Consider the following 13,357-nt stretch of genomic DNA (forward strand, 5'->3'; position numbering starts at 1 on the left):
TTCAGGGCTGTTGCGCATCTCCATGAAATCAATTTGTTGTCTGGCCGTAGGCAGGCTGAAAACTCCGCACTGGATCACCGCCGCTGACCATTATGCCAGGCTGATCAATCGATTCACGCGTCTGGATCAGTCGGTGATCAAGGACGGCCCCGGCCATTTGTCCCCGGAGGCGAGAATTGAGTCCGAAGGCCGCGCCCTGCTGGCCGGACTTGGACCGAAGGATCTTGTACTGGGGCTGGACGTTCGGGGCCATGCATATTCATCCGAAGGCTTTGCCGCGGCCATGGCCCTATGGCTGGAAGATCCCGTGCGCAGGCCATGCTTCGTGATCGGCGGGCCATATGGCCTTTCGCCGTCCGTCCTGGACCGCAGCGATGGGCTGATCAGCCTGGGAGCGATGACATTGCCCCACGAACTGGCTCGTGTTGTGCTGTTTGAGCAGATCTACAGGGCCATGACGATCCTGCGCGGCACGGGATATCACCACTGATCGATTTGGATCGACTGTCTGACCAAGCCAGGCATTGTTGATCAAGGCGTTGCCGTATGCAGAGAGCACAGTTCATGGTGTTCCAGCGCAACGGCTTGATGTTGCGAGGCCGGCGAGGAAGTTTCGATCCGGCCGAAACAGGGTGAGCCAGCCGGGAGAACAAATCTGCCCTGGTGCGGCGTATCGCGAAGGTTGCTCCGCGGCATGGTCAGGTGTAATCGGATGGACTGCAAGGAGGGGGAATGAAACCGAATTTCGCGTGGATTGGCATCTTCCTGTGGTTTTCCGGACTTGGGCTGAGCGGCTGTGCTTCGGCTCCCTCTCAGCAGGGCCGAATGGGCAACCTTGAATATGCCTTGGTGGAAATGCGCGATCGACAGGATCGCCAAGCCGAGGAGTTTCGGGAGCGGCTGGAATCCATGGAGATGTCGCTGCTGCAGCAGGAGCGCTTTCTCCAGGATTTTCTGGGGGAAGCACGACCGGAGAGCATGCCGCGGCATGTTCGCGACGGCGAAACAGCACGTGATCCCGCGATGGAAATTCCTCGCCCCGGCGACGAGGATACGGCCGTCGCATTGAAAACGCCGCCAGCCCGGATTCCGCCGGCAACGGTTCCGGAAACAGGGACTAAAATAGCCCCTCAACCTGACGCGGGGTCGTTGGAAGAGGCCAAGGCACTCTACGATCAGGCTCTGGCCAGGTATTTCGATGGCCGATACGCCCAGGCCCGCGCCGACTTTTTTGCCTTTCAGGAACGTTTCCCCAACCACCCCTTGCTGCCCAACGCCCTGTACTGGCATGCGGAAACGCTCTACGCCCAGAAGCAGTTCGCCCAGTCCATCTTCGTCTTCAAGGAGTTGAGCAGACGGTTTCCCAAGCATGCCAAGGCCCCGGACGCTCTGTTGAAAGCCGGATTCGCCTACGAGCAACTGGAAGACATCCCCAACGCCCGTTTTCATCTCCAGATCGTACTCGAGGACTATCCCGACGCTCCGGCAGCGGCTCTGGCCCGGGAACGCCTTTCCCGAATGCCCGCGTTCATGCCCTGACACCGCAAATGCAACTGGATCGAAAAAACGAATACTTGGCCAGTCTGGCCCTGCGCAACACTTTGGGAGTGGGTCCGCGAACCTGGAAGAAGATTCTGACGCATTACGGCAGGGCTGATGTCGCCGTGGAGCATGCCGGCCAGTGGCTGGAGCTTGGTCTGGTAAACAAGGCCCAGTTCCGGGATTTTCAGGCCAAGTCATGGCGGAATGCAACGGAACTGGAGAGCGGGGCGGCCTTGAAACGGGGCATGGACGTGCTGCTCTGGTCGGATTCGGATTATCCGGAAATCCTGCGCCGGATTCCGGATCCGCCGGCCCTGCTCTATGTCCTTGGGGATAGAGGTCTGCTCCGGTCGCCGGCTCTGGCCGTGGTTGGTTCGCGGAAATGCTCCCGGTATGGGCTGACCGCGGCAGGCACGATCTGCCGAGACGTCAGTCGGGCCGGACTTTGCGTTGTATCCGGCTTTGCTGCGGGAATCGATCGCCAGGCGCATGATTCGGCTCTGGAAGGAGTCGGTTCAAGCATTGCCGTGCTCGGCACCGGTCTGGATCTGCTCTACCCTGCCGCCAACAGGGATTTATGGCTGCGCTTGACCCGCCAGGGACTGATCGTGACCGAGTTCGCGCCGGGAACCAAGCCCGATGCCGTCAATTTTCCGCATCGCAACCGGATAATCAGCGGACTGTCGCTGGGTGTGCTGGTGATCGAGGCCGCGGTGCGCAGCGGGAGTCTGATCACGGCGACGACTGCCTTGGAACAGGGACGCGAGGTTTTTGCCCTGCCCGGGCCGGTGAACCTGGAAAGCTATACTGGGTGCCACCATCTGATTCGCCAGGGCGCCACCCTGGTTCGGACGGCGGAAGACATTCTCGTGGAGCTTCAAACTCTGCTCGCAACCGCAGGGATGCCCGATCTCCCCACGGCCGTCTCGCCTCCGATAATCGGCGTGCCGCCGAACCGAGGCCCATCCCGCGGCGACCGCCGGGCCGATCTCGGCAAGGACGAGCTGGCCCTGGTCGCGTTACTGGAAGAACAGGGCAAGGTGCATATTGATGCCTTGTGCAATGTTCTGGACAGGGATCCCGCGGAAATCAGCCGCAAACTGCTGCTTATGGAAATGGATTCCCTTGTCACGCAACATCCTGGGATGTACTACTCGCTGAGCGATTAATTCCATTTTGCGCTCAAAAGTAAAGACTGGTTTTCACTTGACATTGTTGTCATAAAACGAAATCGAAAACGTAATAGTTTCATATCCATCTGTTTTTTCTTTCGATTGCGATTTCGACTATAGCATGCACTGGCTGTTCGTTCACATTGGACGCAAGATTTGAGAGCGCACAGGGGCTGCGCCGTTCCGTTACTTAGGCCAAGTCTTTTACCGGCGATACTTCACTCGAATCGGTTCCAACCCGCTGATGCTGGAAATACATATGCAGAAAATTCCTTTGAATCTGGCTCGTGAGGGCATGAAGCTGGCCAAGCCTGTTCTACGGGACAACGGCCTGGTGCTGGTGGCCGAGAATACGGAACTGACCGGTTCTTTGCTGGAACGCCTGGAACGCATGGAAATCGCCATGGTCACGGTTCAGGGCAATCCGGTGGATCTCGGCGCCGGCGCCGGAGCCAACCCGTACAGTGTTCGGGCCGGGAGACTGGATCATCTGTTTCGAAAACATGAGAGCGATCCTTGGATGCAGAAGAACAAGGAGCACCTGAAGAACTATTTCCAGCTCAAGGCCGCAAGCAGCGTGGTGGTCGGCGAACAGGGCGGACAGGATTCATCCGGAGGGCACGCATGACCGATGATCTCCGTACGGAGCGCAAGGGGCAGTTGCTGGCGGTCAAGGACCTCCCGACCCTCCCCACAGTCTTGGAAGAGGTTTCCAAGCTGCTGGAGGATCCCCAGTCTTCATCCCAGCAGATCGCCAAACTGATCTCGCGGGATCAGGTGCTTTCGGCCAAGGTTCTGAAAATGGTCAATTCCCCGATTTACGGGTTTCCCGGGCGGATCAGCACGATCCAGCACGCCCTGGTGCTTTTGGGGTACAATGTGATCAAGGGCCTGATCATCAGCACTTCGGTCTTTGAATTGATGACCAAGTCCATGTTCGGACTCTGGGAGCACAGCGTGGGATGCGCCATGGCCTGCCACGCCGTGGCCCGGGAGGCCGGCTTCAAGGAGCCGGAGGAATATGCCGTGGCCGGTCTGCTCCACGACCTGGGAAAGGTCATCGTGGCGTTGCAGATGCCGCAGGCCAAGGAAGAAATTGATGCCCTGGTGCGCAGCGAAGATCTGCTGTACCTGGAGGCGGAGAAGAAAGTGCTGGGCTTCGGACACGACAGGGTCAATGCCTGGGTGGCGGATCATTGGAACCTCCCTTTGAACCTGAAAATCGGCATTGCGGGGCATCACCGGCCCGTGACGGCCCAGCATTATCCAAAAATGGCCTGCGTGGTTCATGTGGGGGATTATCTGGCCCGGGTGCTGGAAGTGGGTTCCGGCGGGGATGACCTTGTTCCGCGGCTTGATCCTGAAGCCCTGGCCCTCCTGCAACTGGACCTGAGCCATCTGGACAAGGTTCTGGATGCGGTTCTGGTCGAGATCGAGGACGACGGCTTGTCCATGGGGCTGGGATGACACGAGGGCGGAAACTGCGGTTTTTCCTGGTCTGTTCGGATCCGGATCGGGCCGCGTTTTTTCAAGGGCTCTGGCCGGAAGGTGGCGTGGAATGGACGGTTTTTCAGCGTGGTCCCATGGCCCTGGAACAGGTTTTCAACGCCCCTCCGGACATGCTGCTGGTGGATGCGGACCTGCCGCAGCTCTCCGGACCGACCCTGGTGAACATGGTCAAAAGCGAGAACGTCTATCGGCAATTGCCCGTGGTTCTCTGTCTGACCGAGGAACAACAGCTGGAAACCATTGATTTTCTCAGTGTGGAAGCGGATGATTTTCTGCTTTTTCCCATATCTTCACTGGAGGCGAAGTCCCGGCTCAGTCTGACCCTGCACCGGGCTTCCCGGGAACTGGACGCCAACCCGCTGACCAAATTGCCCGGCAATACATCCATCATCCAGCGCATCCAGGACTTGATCGATCGCCGGGAACCTTTCGCCCTGGCTTACGTGGACCTGGATCATTTCAAGTCCTTCAACGACAAGTACGGCTTTTCCCGCGGAGACGAGGTGTTGATGATGGCCGGCCGGGTGATCGTGAACACCATCCGCTCTTTTGCCGGCAGGCTTTCCTTCGTGGGACACGTGGGAGGGGATGATTTCGTCTTCATCCTTTCGCCGGAGGTGGTGGAGCCGGCATGCCGGCGGATTATTGAAAGCTTCGACGGAATTGTTCCCCATTTCTATGACCAGGACGACCAGGAGCGAGGTTACATTTTTTCCACGGATCGCAGGGGCAACCCCCAACAGTTTGCCATGATGTCCGTCTCCATTGCCGTGGTTTTCAATACGGACGGCCGGCTCAAGCACTTCGGCGAAGCATCCCAGATCGCCATGAACCTGAAGAAAAAAGCCAAATCCATGCCCGGCAGCTCCTATGTCCTGGACCGCAGACAAGTCTGAGCTCTCCGCTCGCGGCCGGATGTTCATGGCACATCTGGGCGTTGAAAAAGGTTACGCCCAAGCCACCATCGACGCCTACGGGACGGACTTGCTGCAGTTCGAACGATTCATCCGAGACAAGGGCCTGGAACCGGACAATCCGAAAAGCATATCCCGGGACCATGTGCGGGGATATCTGGCTGAACTGCACCGCAGAGGAATCAAACGCAGTTCGGTTGCCCGGAAGCTGGCCGGACTGCGATCCTATTTCCGGTTTCTGATCCGGCACGATATCCTCCAGTCCAGCCCCTGCACCTCCGTAGCCAACCCAAAGCAGGACGTTCGTCAACCCACGACCCTGAACGTGGACCAGGCGCTGCAACTGATGGAAGCATCCCGAAAACCTGATCCGCGTTCTCTGCGGGACATGGCGCTGGTGGAACTGCTGTATGGCTCGGGTTTGCGGATCAGCGAAGCTCTGGGACTGGACCTGTACGACATGGATTTGAAACAGGGGCTGGTCCGGGTGATGGGCAAGGGGGGCCGGGAGCGTATGGCGCCCATGACACCGGATTCGGTGCAGCGGATGCGGTCCTACCTGGAACATCGAGGCGCTTTCGGGCCGCAACCGGAGGAGCGGGCCGTGTTTCTGGGGTTGCGCGGAGGACGGCTGAACCGTCGGGAAGCGGACCGCATCTTGAACAAGGCGGCCAAATCGACCGGGATCAGTCAGCATATCAGCCCCCATATGCTCCGGCATAGTTTTGCGACTCATCTCCTGGAATCCGGCGCGGACCTGCGCAGCGTGCAGGAGCTTCTGGGCCATGCCCGCCTGAGCACCACGCAACGATATACGCACCTTGATCTGGCCCGGGTTGTCCGGATTTATGATCAGGCGCATCCCCTGGCTGCAACGCCAAGGACCCGCGAGAGGGCGGCAGCGGCGCCGCTTGCCGACAACCCTGAGAAAGTCCGTGGACAGGGGCCGTCGGAAAATCCGGATTCGGCCGATGCGGTCGATGAAGGCAAGCATGGATGAAACGTTTTTGCGGGTAAGGCAGCGCTGCCGTTGAAACAGATGTGTCGAAGCAGCCAGCGTTTGACATGGGTGCTCAAAGCCACTACTTCCGGCACAGCCGGTGGCCGCAAGGTCGCAGGCGATTCAGCAAGGAGCGGTCAAGATGCGCGAAAAAGTGGAGCAGGTTCTGGACAAGGTTCGGCCGTATCTGCAACGTGACGGCGGGAATGTCGAACTGGTGGACGTGACGGAGGACGGTGTGGTCACCGTGCGTCTGACCGGAGCCTGCAAGGGATGCCCCATGTCGCAGATGACGCTGAAAAACGCCGTGGAGAAGACCATTCTCAAGGAATTGCCGGAGATCAAATCGGTCCGGGCGGCATAACAATCTGAGTACACGCAATTTTGAAAGCGGGCCTTGGCCCGCTTTTTCTTTCGTGTGCCGCATACGGGCATCATATTCCAATTTGGTATTTGCAAAGATACCATTGATTCAACTTGTCATTGTTTCATAGATCGTAATTTCGCAATCGCAATCGCAATCGAAATCGCTATTCGCGATAGCTACATAAAGTTGTTTTGATACGATTTCGATTTCGATTTCGATTTCGATTGCGAGCAAGACCGAGATGCATGGGCTATTCATCTATAATTGAAGGCAGATGAGATGAAGGCCTGCTCAGGGCCTGCTTGCCTTCCGCTTCATTCTACTCAGTAATCATCAAGGAGTTCAGCAATGTCACAGGTTGTCACACGCTTTCCGCCCAGCCCCACCGGGCACTTGCACGTGGGCGGGGCCCGCACGGCCTTGTTCAACTGGCTGTGGGCACGCAAGAACGGGGGCAAGTTCATATTGCGGATCGAGGATACGGACGTGGCCCGGTCCACCGAGGAAATGACCCAGGGCATCCTGGACGGGATGCAGTGGCTGGGGCTGGACTGGGACGAGGGACCGTACTTTCAAAGCCGCCGAGTGGACTTGTACAATCAATACATCGATCAGCTCCTGCAGACCGGACATGCCTACTACTGTTCCTGCACCCCGGAAGAGGTGGAGGCCATGCGCAACGAGGCCCGGGCCACGGGGGCCGTGCCCAAGTACAATGGCCGGTGCCGTGAGAAAGGTCGGACAGCCGGTCCCGACCAGGTGGTTCGCTTTAAAACCCCGCTCAGCGGTGAAACCCAGTTCCGGGACCTTGTCAAAGGCCCGGTAAGCGTCCCCAACACCCAGCTTGACGACATGATCCTGCGCCGGCTGGACGGCATGCCGACGTACAATCTGGCCGTTGTTGTGGACGACGTGACCATGGGCATGACCCATGTCATCCGCGGGGACGACCATCTCAGCAACACGCCCAAGCAGGTGCTGCTCTACGAGGCGTTGGGGCGGGAGCTGCCGGAGTTCGGCCATGTGCCCATGATCCTGGGGCCGGACAAGAAGAAGCTGAGCAAACGTCACGGGGCCACTTCCGTAACCGTTTACCGCGAGATGGGCTATCTGCCCGAAGCCATGGTCAATTACTTGGTACGCCTGGGCTGGTCCCATGGGGATCAGGAAATCTTCTCCATGTCCGAACTGATCGAGCACTTCAGCCTGGACCACCTGGGCTCCGCGGCGTGCGTGTTTGATCAGAGCAAGCTGCTTTGGCTGAACAACCATTACATCAAGAACGAGACGCCGAGCCGCCTAGCCGGACTGTTGGCAACGCACTTGGAGGAGCAGGGAATCGGAGGGGGGGATCAAGAGTATTTGCAGGCCATTGTGCCGCTCTTGCAGCCCAGGACCGGAACCATGGTCGAAATGGCCGAGATGGCCTCGTTTTTCGTGGTCGATGATCGGGATCTGCCCATGGACGAGGCAGCGGCAAAGAAGTTCCTGACTCCGGAGATCAAAGGCCGGATCGGGGATTTGCGCCGGCTGCTGGAGGCAGCTTCCACATTTGGTCAACAGGAGCTGGAAGCCTTGTTCAAGTCGTATCTCGAGGAGCAGGGCCTGGCATTCAAGATCCTGGCCCAGCCGTTGCGGGTGGCCTTGACCGGCAGAACCAAGAGTCCGGGACTGTTCGAAACCATGGAAGTGCTGGGCAGGGAGCGCGTGCTTCGACGTCTGTCCAGAGCGGAGGAGCAGATCATCGGAGAGTAGTTTGCGCAGGGCGGGAAATGCTGATCGAGATCAGCAGGAATGAAAAAGGGGCGAGCCATCGCCCCTTTCAAGAGAGAAAAACCTGTTGCGGCAGCATACTGTTTGAATACCAGCTCAGGATGATCAGCCGCGGAGCAGACGAGTTGAATGAATCTCGGCTTGTGGCCCGTGGTTTATCTGAGGGTTATGCAACTACCCAGCTTGACAAGGGGCGGCTTTCAAGGCTTGCGGCAGGCATGACCTGGATTCCCCCCTTCGCGGGAATGGCTTTGATTACCATGCCGTCGCCGAGTCAGTCATACCCGCGAAGACGGGTATCCGACCGCTGATCTTGGAATGAGCTGCATGGGTGCGGTGATTTTTTTGGGCCAAGAATGGTGCCGGTTGTCGCTGCGGACTTATGCCGCGACGGCTTTGGCCGTGGGCTTGGTCACCGCCTCGGAACGGATGCACCTGGTGCACACTTTCAACCGCTTGGTTTCGCCGCTGGGCATTTCCGCGCGAACCTGCTGGAGATTGGGAAGGAAGCGCCGTTTGGTCTTGTTGTTGGCATGGCTGACATTGTTGCCGGTATGGGGACGTTTCCCGCAGATGTCGCAAACCTTGGACATGATATTTCTCCTCAAATGGTTGACAAGTGCTCAATGCAGAAATGAAGCTCAAGAAAAAGCGTCGGGCAAGGCGGATCTCGCGGTGGAATGGCGAACTCATGCCCTGCCGTGATCACAAAAACAGAATCGAATGTATTAGCCGGACTCTCATTTTTTGGCAAGAGTTTTCTTGACATCCGGAGCAAGGAAGGGATACTTAACCTCTTTTGGGAGAGAGAAATGATTGAACTGCTTATCGAGACCTCGAATCTCCCGGTTGACGGCCGGGAGTTTTCTTTTGGTGAACAACGCATCTGGACCGACCCCATTGAGGAATTCCAGCTTCCGATACGTATTGCCGCCCCCTTGACCGCGAAGGTGCGAATCCAGCCCCATCAGGATGGCTGCCTGATCGAAGGAACGATTCGCGGCTCCCTGATCATGCCTTGTGATCGCTGCGTCGAGGAGTTCGAGTATGCTTTGGATGTCCATTTTCATGAATTCGAGGCCTATCCCGGCGATGAGGCCAGGCAGGAGGACGTCTGGTGGATTGTCGCCAGGGATGGTTTGTACTACCTCAATGCTGCCGGTTTTCTCTGGGAGCAGTTCCAGCTGGCCCTGCCGGAAAAACCTCTGTGCAAAATTCTGTGTCGAGGCGTATGCGTGAAATGCGGAATAAATTCGAACTTGCAAACTTGTGACTGCGACAAGCCCGAGCCCGATGCGCGGCTGGCAGTTTTTCGGTCGATGAAACTCTCCTGAGCCTCTGTTTTTAACCACCTTGACCCTCTTGCGAAGGATACATCATGGCACTTCCCAAAAAGAAAACATCCCGTTCCAAACGCGGCATGCGCCGTTCCCATGACAACGTGGCAATTCCCAATCCCATTTACTGCGAGTGCGGTGAACTGGCGCTATCTCACCGGATCTGTTCCGCGTGCGGCTCGTACAAGGGAACGCAGCGCGTTGCAGTAAAAGAGCCGGATGCCGAAAAATAAGCCCTGTATAGCCGTGGATGCCATGGGAGGCGACTTCGGTCCTTCCGTGGTGGTTCGCGGCGCCCTGGAGGCCCTACGCAGCGACGAAATCAAGGTGATCCTCGTCGGTCGGGAAGCCGAGATCAAGGCTGAGCTGGACGCCGCGAACGCGAGTGATGCCGATCTGGAAATCGTGCATGCCGAGCAGGTCATTGAAATGCATGACAAGCCATCGGATGCCTTGCGCCGTAAAAAGAGCAGTTCCGTGCAGGTCGCCTTTCGGTTGGTCAAGGAAGGGCGTGCGGATGGAGTGGTCAGTGCGGGGAATTCCGGCGCAACCCTGGCCTGTGGCATGTTCACCCTGGGGAGGATTGAAGGCATTGACCGCCCGGCGTTGGCCGGTATCCTGCCCACGGAGAAAAAGCCCATGGTGCTCATCGATGTCGGCGCCAACGTGGACTGCAAACCGCACAACCTTGTTCAGTTCGCCTTGATGGCCGATGTTTTGGCGCGGAGCGTCCTTGGGGTGGCCAAGCCTCGGATCGGCTTGATGAGCATCGGCGAGGAGGAAGGCAAGGGGAACTCGCAGGTCAAGCTGGCTTTTGAAATGTTGCGCAAGTCCTCCTTGAATTTCAAGGGCAATGTTGAAGGACGGGATGTTTTTACCGGCGACGTCGACGTGGTGGTCTGCGACGGCTTTGTTGGCAACGTTGTTCTCAAGCTCAGTGAAGGGTTGGCACTGTCCCTGGGTCGCTTGCTGAAGCGGGAGCTTCTGGCCGGGTTCTGGTCCCGGTGCGGTACATTGCTTGCAAAAGGCGCTCTGCGGCGCTTTTCTCGGCGCATCGACTATGCGGAATATGGCGGCGCCCCCTTGCTGGGCTTGAAAGGCATCGGGATCGTCTGTCACGGAGCGTCCAGTGCCAAGGCATTGAGCAGTGCGATTCACATGGCGGCAACTTTTGTCAAGAACCGCTCCAACGACCATCTGTTGCAAGAACTCAGCGTAAACCGTGATCTTGTCCAATACAGGCGAAGCGTTCAAGCGACCTCCGCCTCCACCGTCACAAATTTCGACGATCCGCTTGGAATGGATGCAACAAGCCCAGCCAATCCTTGATGGTGCGGCATCATGCTGTTACGCGCAGCGGCCATGCCTGGTGATTTTTGGTCGGCTCGCACCCATCGCATACCCTTCATAAATCAAGTCCACTGATTCCCTCATGGTTAGGAATATGCCAATTCATATAGTCGGAACCGGGGCTTTTGTTCCCGATCGAGTGATGACCAATCTGGAAATCCAGCAATTCGTCGATACCACGGACGAATGGATCGTCAGTCGGACAGGGATACAGGAACGGCGTATCGCCGGCCCCGATGAACCCTGTTCCGTTTTGGGCGCCCGGGCAGCCCAGCAGGCTCTGGCCGACAGCGGTCTGTCCGCGGCCCAGGTCACCCATGTGATACTGGGCACCTTTTCCCCGGATGGCTACATTCCTTCCTCGGCCGCCGGGGTCCGCCGTCTCCTGGGAATACCGCACGGCATGGCCATGGATGTTTCCGCGGCATGCTCCGGTTTCCTGTTCGCATTGGAAACCGCGCGAGCCATGATCACGCTGCATCCGGAGGCCGTTATTCTTGTCGTGGGCAGCGAGGTGGTCACTTCTCGTTTGAACTGGCAGGATCGCGGGACATGCGTTCTCTTCGGCGACGGCGCCGGAGCGGCCGTGGTTACCTCGAAACCTGGTCCTGGGAGCGGTTCGATCATTGATGTTCTCCTGGACGGCGACAGTTCGCTGAGCGAACTGCTGGTGGTTTGCGGCGGCGGTTCCGCCGCGCCGCTCAAGTTCGGTGAGCCGGCAGGTGAGAATTTTTTCGTCCAGATGCAAGGGCGGGAAATTTTCAAGCACGCTGTCCGGTCCATGGCGAATATCGCCAATCAGATCTTGGCCAGGAATGGATTGCAGGCCTCGGACATTGATCTGGTCATCCCGCACCAGGCCAATATCCGGATTATTGAATCCCTGGCAAAAAAACTGGATATTCCCATGCAGAGGATTTTCGTGAATATCGAGAAGTACGGAAACACCTCCGCGGCATCCATTCCCATCGCCTTGACCGAAGCCAGGCAAAAGGGATTGATTCCACCCGGAAGCAAAGTTATGTTGACCGCCTTTGGAGGAGGATTGAACTGGGCCGCGGCCTTGCTGCAGTTCTGATCATTTACATTCTTGTGCGACTTCTGCAACATGAGTTCGGTTGCCGAATTGCATGCGTCTCAACAATCCAAAACATTACCCACTAAACATTGCCTACCGGATACATTACATGAGTGAAATGATGAAAACCGCCCTGGTCACCGGCGCTTCCAGAGGAATCGGCAGATCCATTGCACTGCGTCTGGCGCAGGATGGATACCAGGTTTATTTGACCTACGTCAGCAAGCCGGAACTGGCCGAAGCCGTGCGGGACATGATTGTATCCCGCGGCGGCAAGGCAGCGGCTTTCCAGCTGGATGTGGGAGATGCGGCCTCGATCTCGGGGTTTTTCAAGGAACATGTCAAGGACAAGGTTCGTCTTGAAGTCCTGGTGAACAATGCCGGATTGACCAAGGACAACCTGATCATCCGCATGAAGCCGGAAGACTGGGATGCAGTTTTGCGCGTCAACCTGACCGGCAGTTTCGTTTGCCTGCAGGAAGCGGCGAAAATCATGGTCCGCCAGCGCTATGGCCGAATCATCAACATCTCTTCGGTGGTCGGACAAATGGGCAATGCCGGACAGGCCAACTACTCCGCTTCCAAAGCCGGGCTGATCGGGTTGACCAAATCCGCGGCTCTTGAATTGGCCTCGCGGGGAATCACGGTCAATGCCGTGGCGCCCGGTTTCATCGATACGGATATGACCTCCGGCTTGTCCGAGGATATTCAAAAATTGTATATGGATCGCATTCCCGCCCGCCGTTTCGGCAATGCCGAGGAAGTCGCGGACACGGTTGCCTTCCTGGCAACCGAGAGCGCCGGCTACATCACCGGGCAGGTGATCGGCGTTACCGGCGGGATGTATATGTAGTTCGATGAAGACCGGTCCCGCGCCGAGCATGGCGTGACGACGGGTGTTCGTCGTTTGAACGATAGCTGAAGTTGCTGCCTGAATTCTTCTGCAACAATAAACCATCTACTTGTTTCACATGAGAGGAGAACAGCATGTCTTTGGAAGAAAAAGTTAAGAAAATCGTCGTGGATCAACTTGGCGTTTCCGCTGACCAGGTAACTCCGGATGCTTCCTTTGTGGATGACCTGGGCGCGGATTCCTTGGATCTGACGGAATTGATCATGGCCATGGAAGAAGAGTTCGGCGTAGAGATCGAGGATGAAGACGCCCAGAAGATGACCAAGGTCAAAGACGCGCTGGCATATATTCAGTCCAAGATCGGATAAATTCGATTTCGAGTGTTCTCGCATATGTTCCGGGCGTCTTGTGATCCACGTCGCATGATCACGAGACGCTCGTTTTTTTCCCGTCCTCACCCGT

At 57.4% G+C, this 13,357-nt stretch carries 17 protein-coding genes; 16 read left to right on the forward strand and 1 reads right to left on the reverse strand.

Annotation, left to right across the window (positions count from 1 at the left end; genetic code table 11):
- Positions 1–22: 22 nt before the first annotated feature.
- The 10 genes from ACYQ15_RS00790 (at position 23) to ACYQ15_RS00835 (ending at position 8,588) form a co-directional block, all read left to right on the forward strand.
- The gene (locus tag ACYQ15_RS00790) at positions 23–490 is read left to right on the forward strand and encodes a 23S rRNA (pseudouridine(1915)-N(3))-methyltransferase RlmH (protein ID WP_459935635.1); all 468 of its coding nucleotides are present in this window, start codon (positions 23–25) and stop codon (positions 488–490) included.
- 242 nt (positions 491–732) lie between these two features.
- Positions 733–1,539, forward strand: coding sequence for a tol-pal system protein YbgF (gene ybgF / locus ACYQ15_RS00795; protein WP_459935636.1), 807 nt, complete (start codon positions 733–735; stop codon positions 1,537–1,539).
- 8 nt (positions 1,540–1,547) lie between these two features.
- Positions 1,548–2,711 (forward strand): DNA-processing protein DprA, encoded by a 1,164-nt coding sequence (gene dprA, locus ACYQ15_RS00800; RefSeq protein ID WP_459935637.1) that lies wholly within the window; start codon positions 1,548–1,550, stop codon positions 2,709–2,711.
- Between the two features lie 262 nt (positions 2,712–2,973).
- The gene (locus tag ACYQ15_RS00805) at positions 2,974–3,342 is read left to right on the forward strand and encodes a hypothetical protein (protein WP_459935638.1); all 369 of its coding nucleotides are present in this window, start codon (positions 2,974–2,976) and stop codon (positions 3,340–3,342) included.
- The gene (locus ACYQ15_RS00810; RefSeq protein WP_459935639.1) at positions 3,339–4,181 is read left to right on the forward strand and encodes an HDOD domain-containing protein; all 843 of its coding nucleotides are present in this window, start codon (positions 3,339–3,341) and stop codon (positions 4,179–4,181) included. The genes ACYQ15_RS00805 and ACYQ15_RS00810 overlap by 4 nt, the downstream gene beginning before the upstream one ends.
- A complete protein-coding gene (locus tag ACYQ15_RS00815) occupies positions 4,178–5,119 on the forward strand; it encodes a GGDEF domain-containing protein (RefSeq protein WP_459935640.1) in 942 nt (313 codons plus the stop codon). The genes ACYQ15_RS00810 and ACYQ15_RS00815 overlap by 4 nt, the downstream gene beginning before the upstream one ends.
- On the forward strand, positions 5,094–6,137 hold the full coding sequence (locus ACYQ15_RS00820) for a tyrosine recombinase XerC (RefSeq protein ID WP_459935641.1): 1,044 nt from the start codon (positions 5,094–5,096) through the stop codon (positions 6,135–6,137). The genes ACYQ15_RS00815 and ACYQ15_RS00820 overlap by 26 nt, the downstream gene beginning before the upstream one ends.
- A 142-nt stretch (positions 6,138–6,279) precedes the next feature.
- A complete protein-coding gene (locus ACYQ15_RS00825) occupies positions 6,280–6,501 on the forward strand; it encodes a NifU family protein (protein ID WP_459935642.1) in 222 nt (73 codons plus the stop codon).
- Between the two features lie 351 nt (positions 6,502–6,852).
- The gene (gene gltX / locus ACYQ15_RS00830) at positions 6,853–8,259 is read left to right on the forward strand and encodes a glutamate--tRNA ligase (RefSeq protein WP_459935643.1); all 1,407 of its coding nucleotides are present in this window, start codon (positions 6,853–6,855) and stop codon (positions 8,257–8,259) included.
- A 17-nt stretch (positions 8,260–8,276) separates the two neighbouring features.
- Positions 8,277–8,588: a hypothetical protein gene (locus ACYQ15_RS00835; protein WP_459935644.1), complete on the forward strand. Its 312-nt coding sequence runs from the start codon at positions 8,277–8,279 to the stop codon at positions 8,586–8,588.
- Positions 8,589–8,657: 69 nt separating this feature from the next.
- On the opposite strand, the gene rpmB is transcribed toward ACYQ15_RS00835, so the two are convergent.
- Entirely contained in the window at positions 8,658–8,870 is a 213-nt protein-coding gene (gene rpmB / locus ACYQ15_RS00840; RefSeq protein WP_459935645.1) for a 50S ribosomal protein L28, read from the reverse strand.
- A 219-nt stretch (positions 8,871–9,089) separates the two neighbouring features.
- Here rpmB and ACYQ15_RS00845 point away from each other — a divergent pair, with 219 nt between their 5' ends.
- From ACYQ15_RS00845 to acpP, 6 genes are all read left to right on the forward strand, one after another.
- Positions 9,090–9,611, forward strand: a complete 522-nt coding sequence (locus ACYQ15_RS00845; protein ID WP_459935646.1) for a YceD family protein — start codon at positions 9,090–9,092, stop codon at positions 9,609–9,611.
- A 44-nt stretch (positions 9,612–9,655) separates the two neighbouring features.
- The gene (gene rpmF / locus ACYQ15_RS00850; RefSeq protein WP_459935647.1) at positions 9,656–9,847 is read left to right on the forward strand and encodes a 50S ribosomal protein L32; all 192 of its coding nucleotides are present in this window, start codon (positions 9,656–9,658) and stop codon (positions 9,845–9,847) included.
- A complete protein-coding gene (plsX, locus tag ACYQ15_RS00855) occupies positions 9,834–10,943 on the forward strand; it encodes a phosphate acyltransferase PlsX (RefSeq protein ID WP_459935648.1) in 1,110 nt (369 codons plus the stop codon). Before rpmF ends, plsX begins: the two co-directional genes overlap by 14 nt.
- A gap of 115 nt (positions 10,944–11,058) precedes the next feature.
- Complete coding sequence (locus ACYQ15_RS00860; protein WP_459935649.1) at positions 11,059–12,042, forward strand: beta-ketoacyl-ACP synthase III; 984 nt, start codon at positions 11,059–11,061, stop codon at positions 12,040–12,042.
- 109 nt (positions 12,043–12,151) lie between these two features.
- Entirely contained in the window at positions 12,152–12,895 is a 744-nt protein-coding gene (fabG, locus tag ACYQ15_RS00865; RefSeq protein ID WP_459935650.1) for a 3-oxoacyl-[acyl-carrier-protein] reductase, read from the forward strand.
- A 134-nt stretch (positions 12,896–13,029) separates the two neighbouring features.
- Positions 13,030–13,263, forward strand: coding sequence for an acyl carrier protein (gene acpP / locus ACYQ15_RS00870; RefSeq protein WP_092122076.1), 234 nt, complete (start codon positions 13,030–13,032; stop codon positions 13,261–13,263).
- Positions 13,264–13,357 lie beyond the last annotated feature (94 nt).

This window comes from Desulfonatronum parangueonense, assembly GCF_054656975.1.

Excerpts from the sequence above, each read along its gene's own strand:
- ACYQ15_RS00790 (WP_459935635.1), top strand. The coding sequence starts at position 23 with ATGAAATCAATTTGTTGTCTGGCCGTAGGCAGGCTGAAAACTCCGCAC.
- ybgF (WP_459935636.1), top strand. The coding sequence starts at position 733 with ATGAAACCGAATTTCGCGTGGATTGGCATCTTCCTGTGGTTTTCCGGA.
- dprA (WP_459935637.1), top strand. The coding sequence starts at position 1,548 with ATGCAACTGGATCGAAAAAACGAATACTTGGCCAGTCTGGCCCTGCGC.
- ACYQ15_RS00805 (WP_459935638.1), top strand. The coding sequence starts at position 2,974 with ATGCAGAAAATTCCTTTGAATCTGGCTCGTGAGGGCATGAAGCTGGCC.
- ACYQ15_RS00810 (WP_459935639.1), top strand. The coding sequence starts at position 3,339 with ATGACCGATGATCTCCGTACGGAGCGCAAGGGGCAGTTGCTGGCGGTC.
- ACYQ15_RS00815 (WP_459935640.1), top strand. The coding sequence starts at position 4,178 with ATGACACGAGGGCGGAAACTGCGGTTTTTCCTGGTCTGTTCGGATCCG.
- ACYQ15_RS00820 (WP_459935641.1), top strand. The coding sequence starts at position 5,094 with ATGTCCTGGACCGCAGACAAGTCTGAGCTCTCCGCTCGCGGCCGGATG.
- ACYQ15_RS00825 (WP_459935642.1), top strand. The coding sequence starts at position 6,280 with ATGCGCGAAAAAGTGGAGCAGGTTCTGGACAAGGTTCGGCCGTATCTG.
- gltX (WP_459935643.1), top strand. The coding sequence starts at position 6,853 with ATGTCACAGGTTGTCACACGCTTTCCGCCCAGCCCCACCGGGCACTTG.
- ACYQ15_RS00835 (WP_459935644.1), top strand. The coding sequence starts at position 8,277 with ATGCTGATCGAGATCAGCAGGAATGAAAAAGGGGCGAGCCATCGCCCC.
- rpmB (WP_459935645.1), bottom strand. The coding sequence starts at position 8,870 with ATGTCCAAGGTTTGCGACATCTGCGGGAAACGTCCCCATACCGGCAAC.
- ACYQ15_RS00845 (WP_459935646.1), top strand. The coding sequence starts at position 9,090 with ATGATTGAACTGCTTATCGAGACCTCGAATCTCCCGGTTGACGGCCGG.
- rpmF (WP_459935647.1), top strand. The coding sequence starts at position 9,656 with ATGGCACTTCCCAAAAAGAAAACATCCCGTTCCAAACGCGGCATGCGC.
- plsX (WP_459935648.1), top strand. The coding sequence starts at position 9,834 with ATGCCGAAAAATAAGCCCTGTATAGCCGTGGATGCCATGGGAGGCGAC.
- ACYQ15_RS00860 (WP_459935649.1), top strand. The coding sequence starts at position 11,059 with ATGCCAATTCATATAGTCGGAACCGGGGCTTTTGTTCCCGATCGAGTG.
- fabG (WP_459935650.1), top strand. The coding sequence starts at position 12,152 with ATGAGTGAAATGATGAAAACCGCCCTGGTCACCGGCGCTTCCAGAGGA.
- acpP (WP_092122076.1), top strand. The coding sequence starts at position 13,030 with ATGTCTTTGGAAGAAAAAGTTAAGAAAATCGTCGTGGATCAACTTGGC.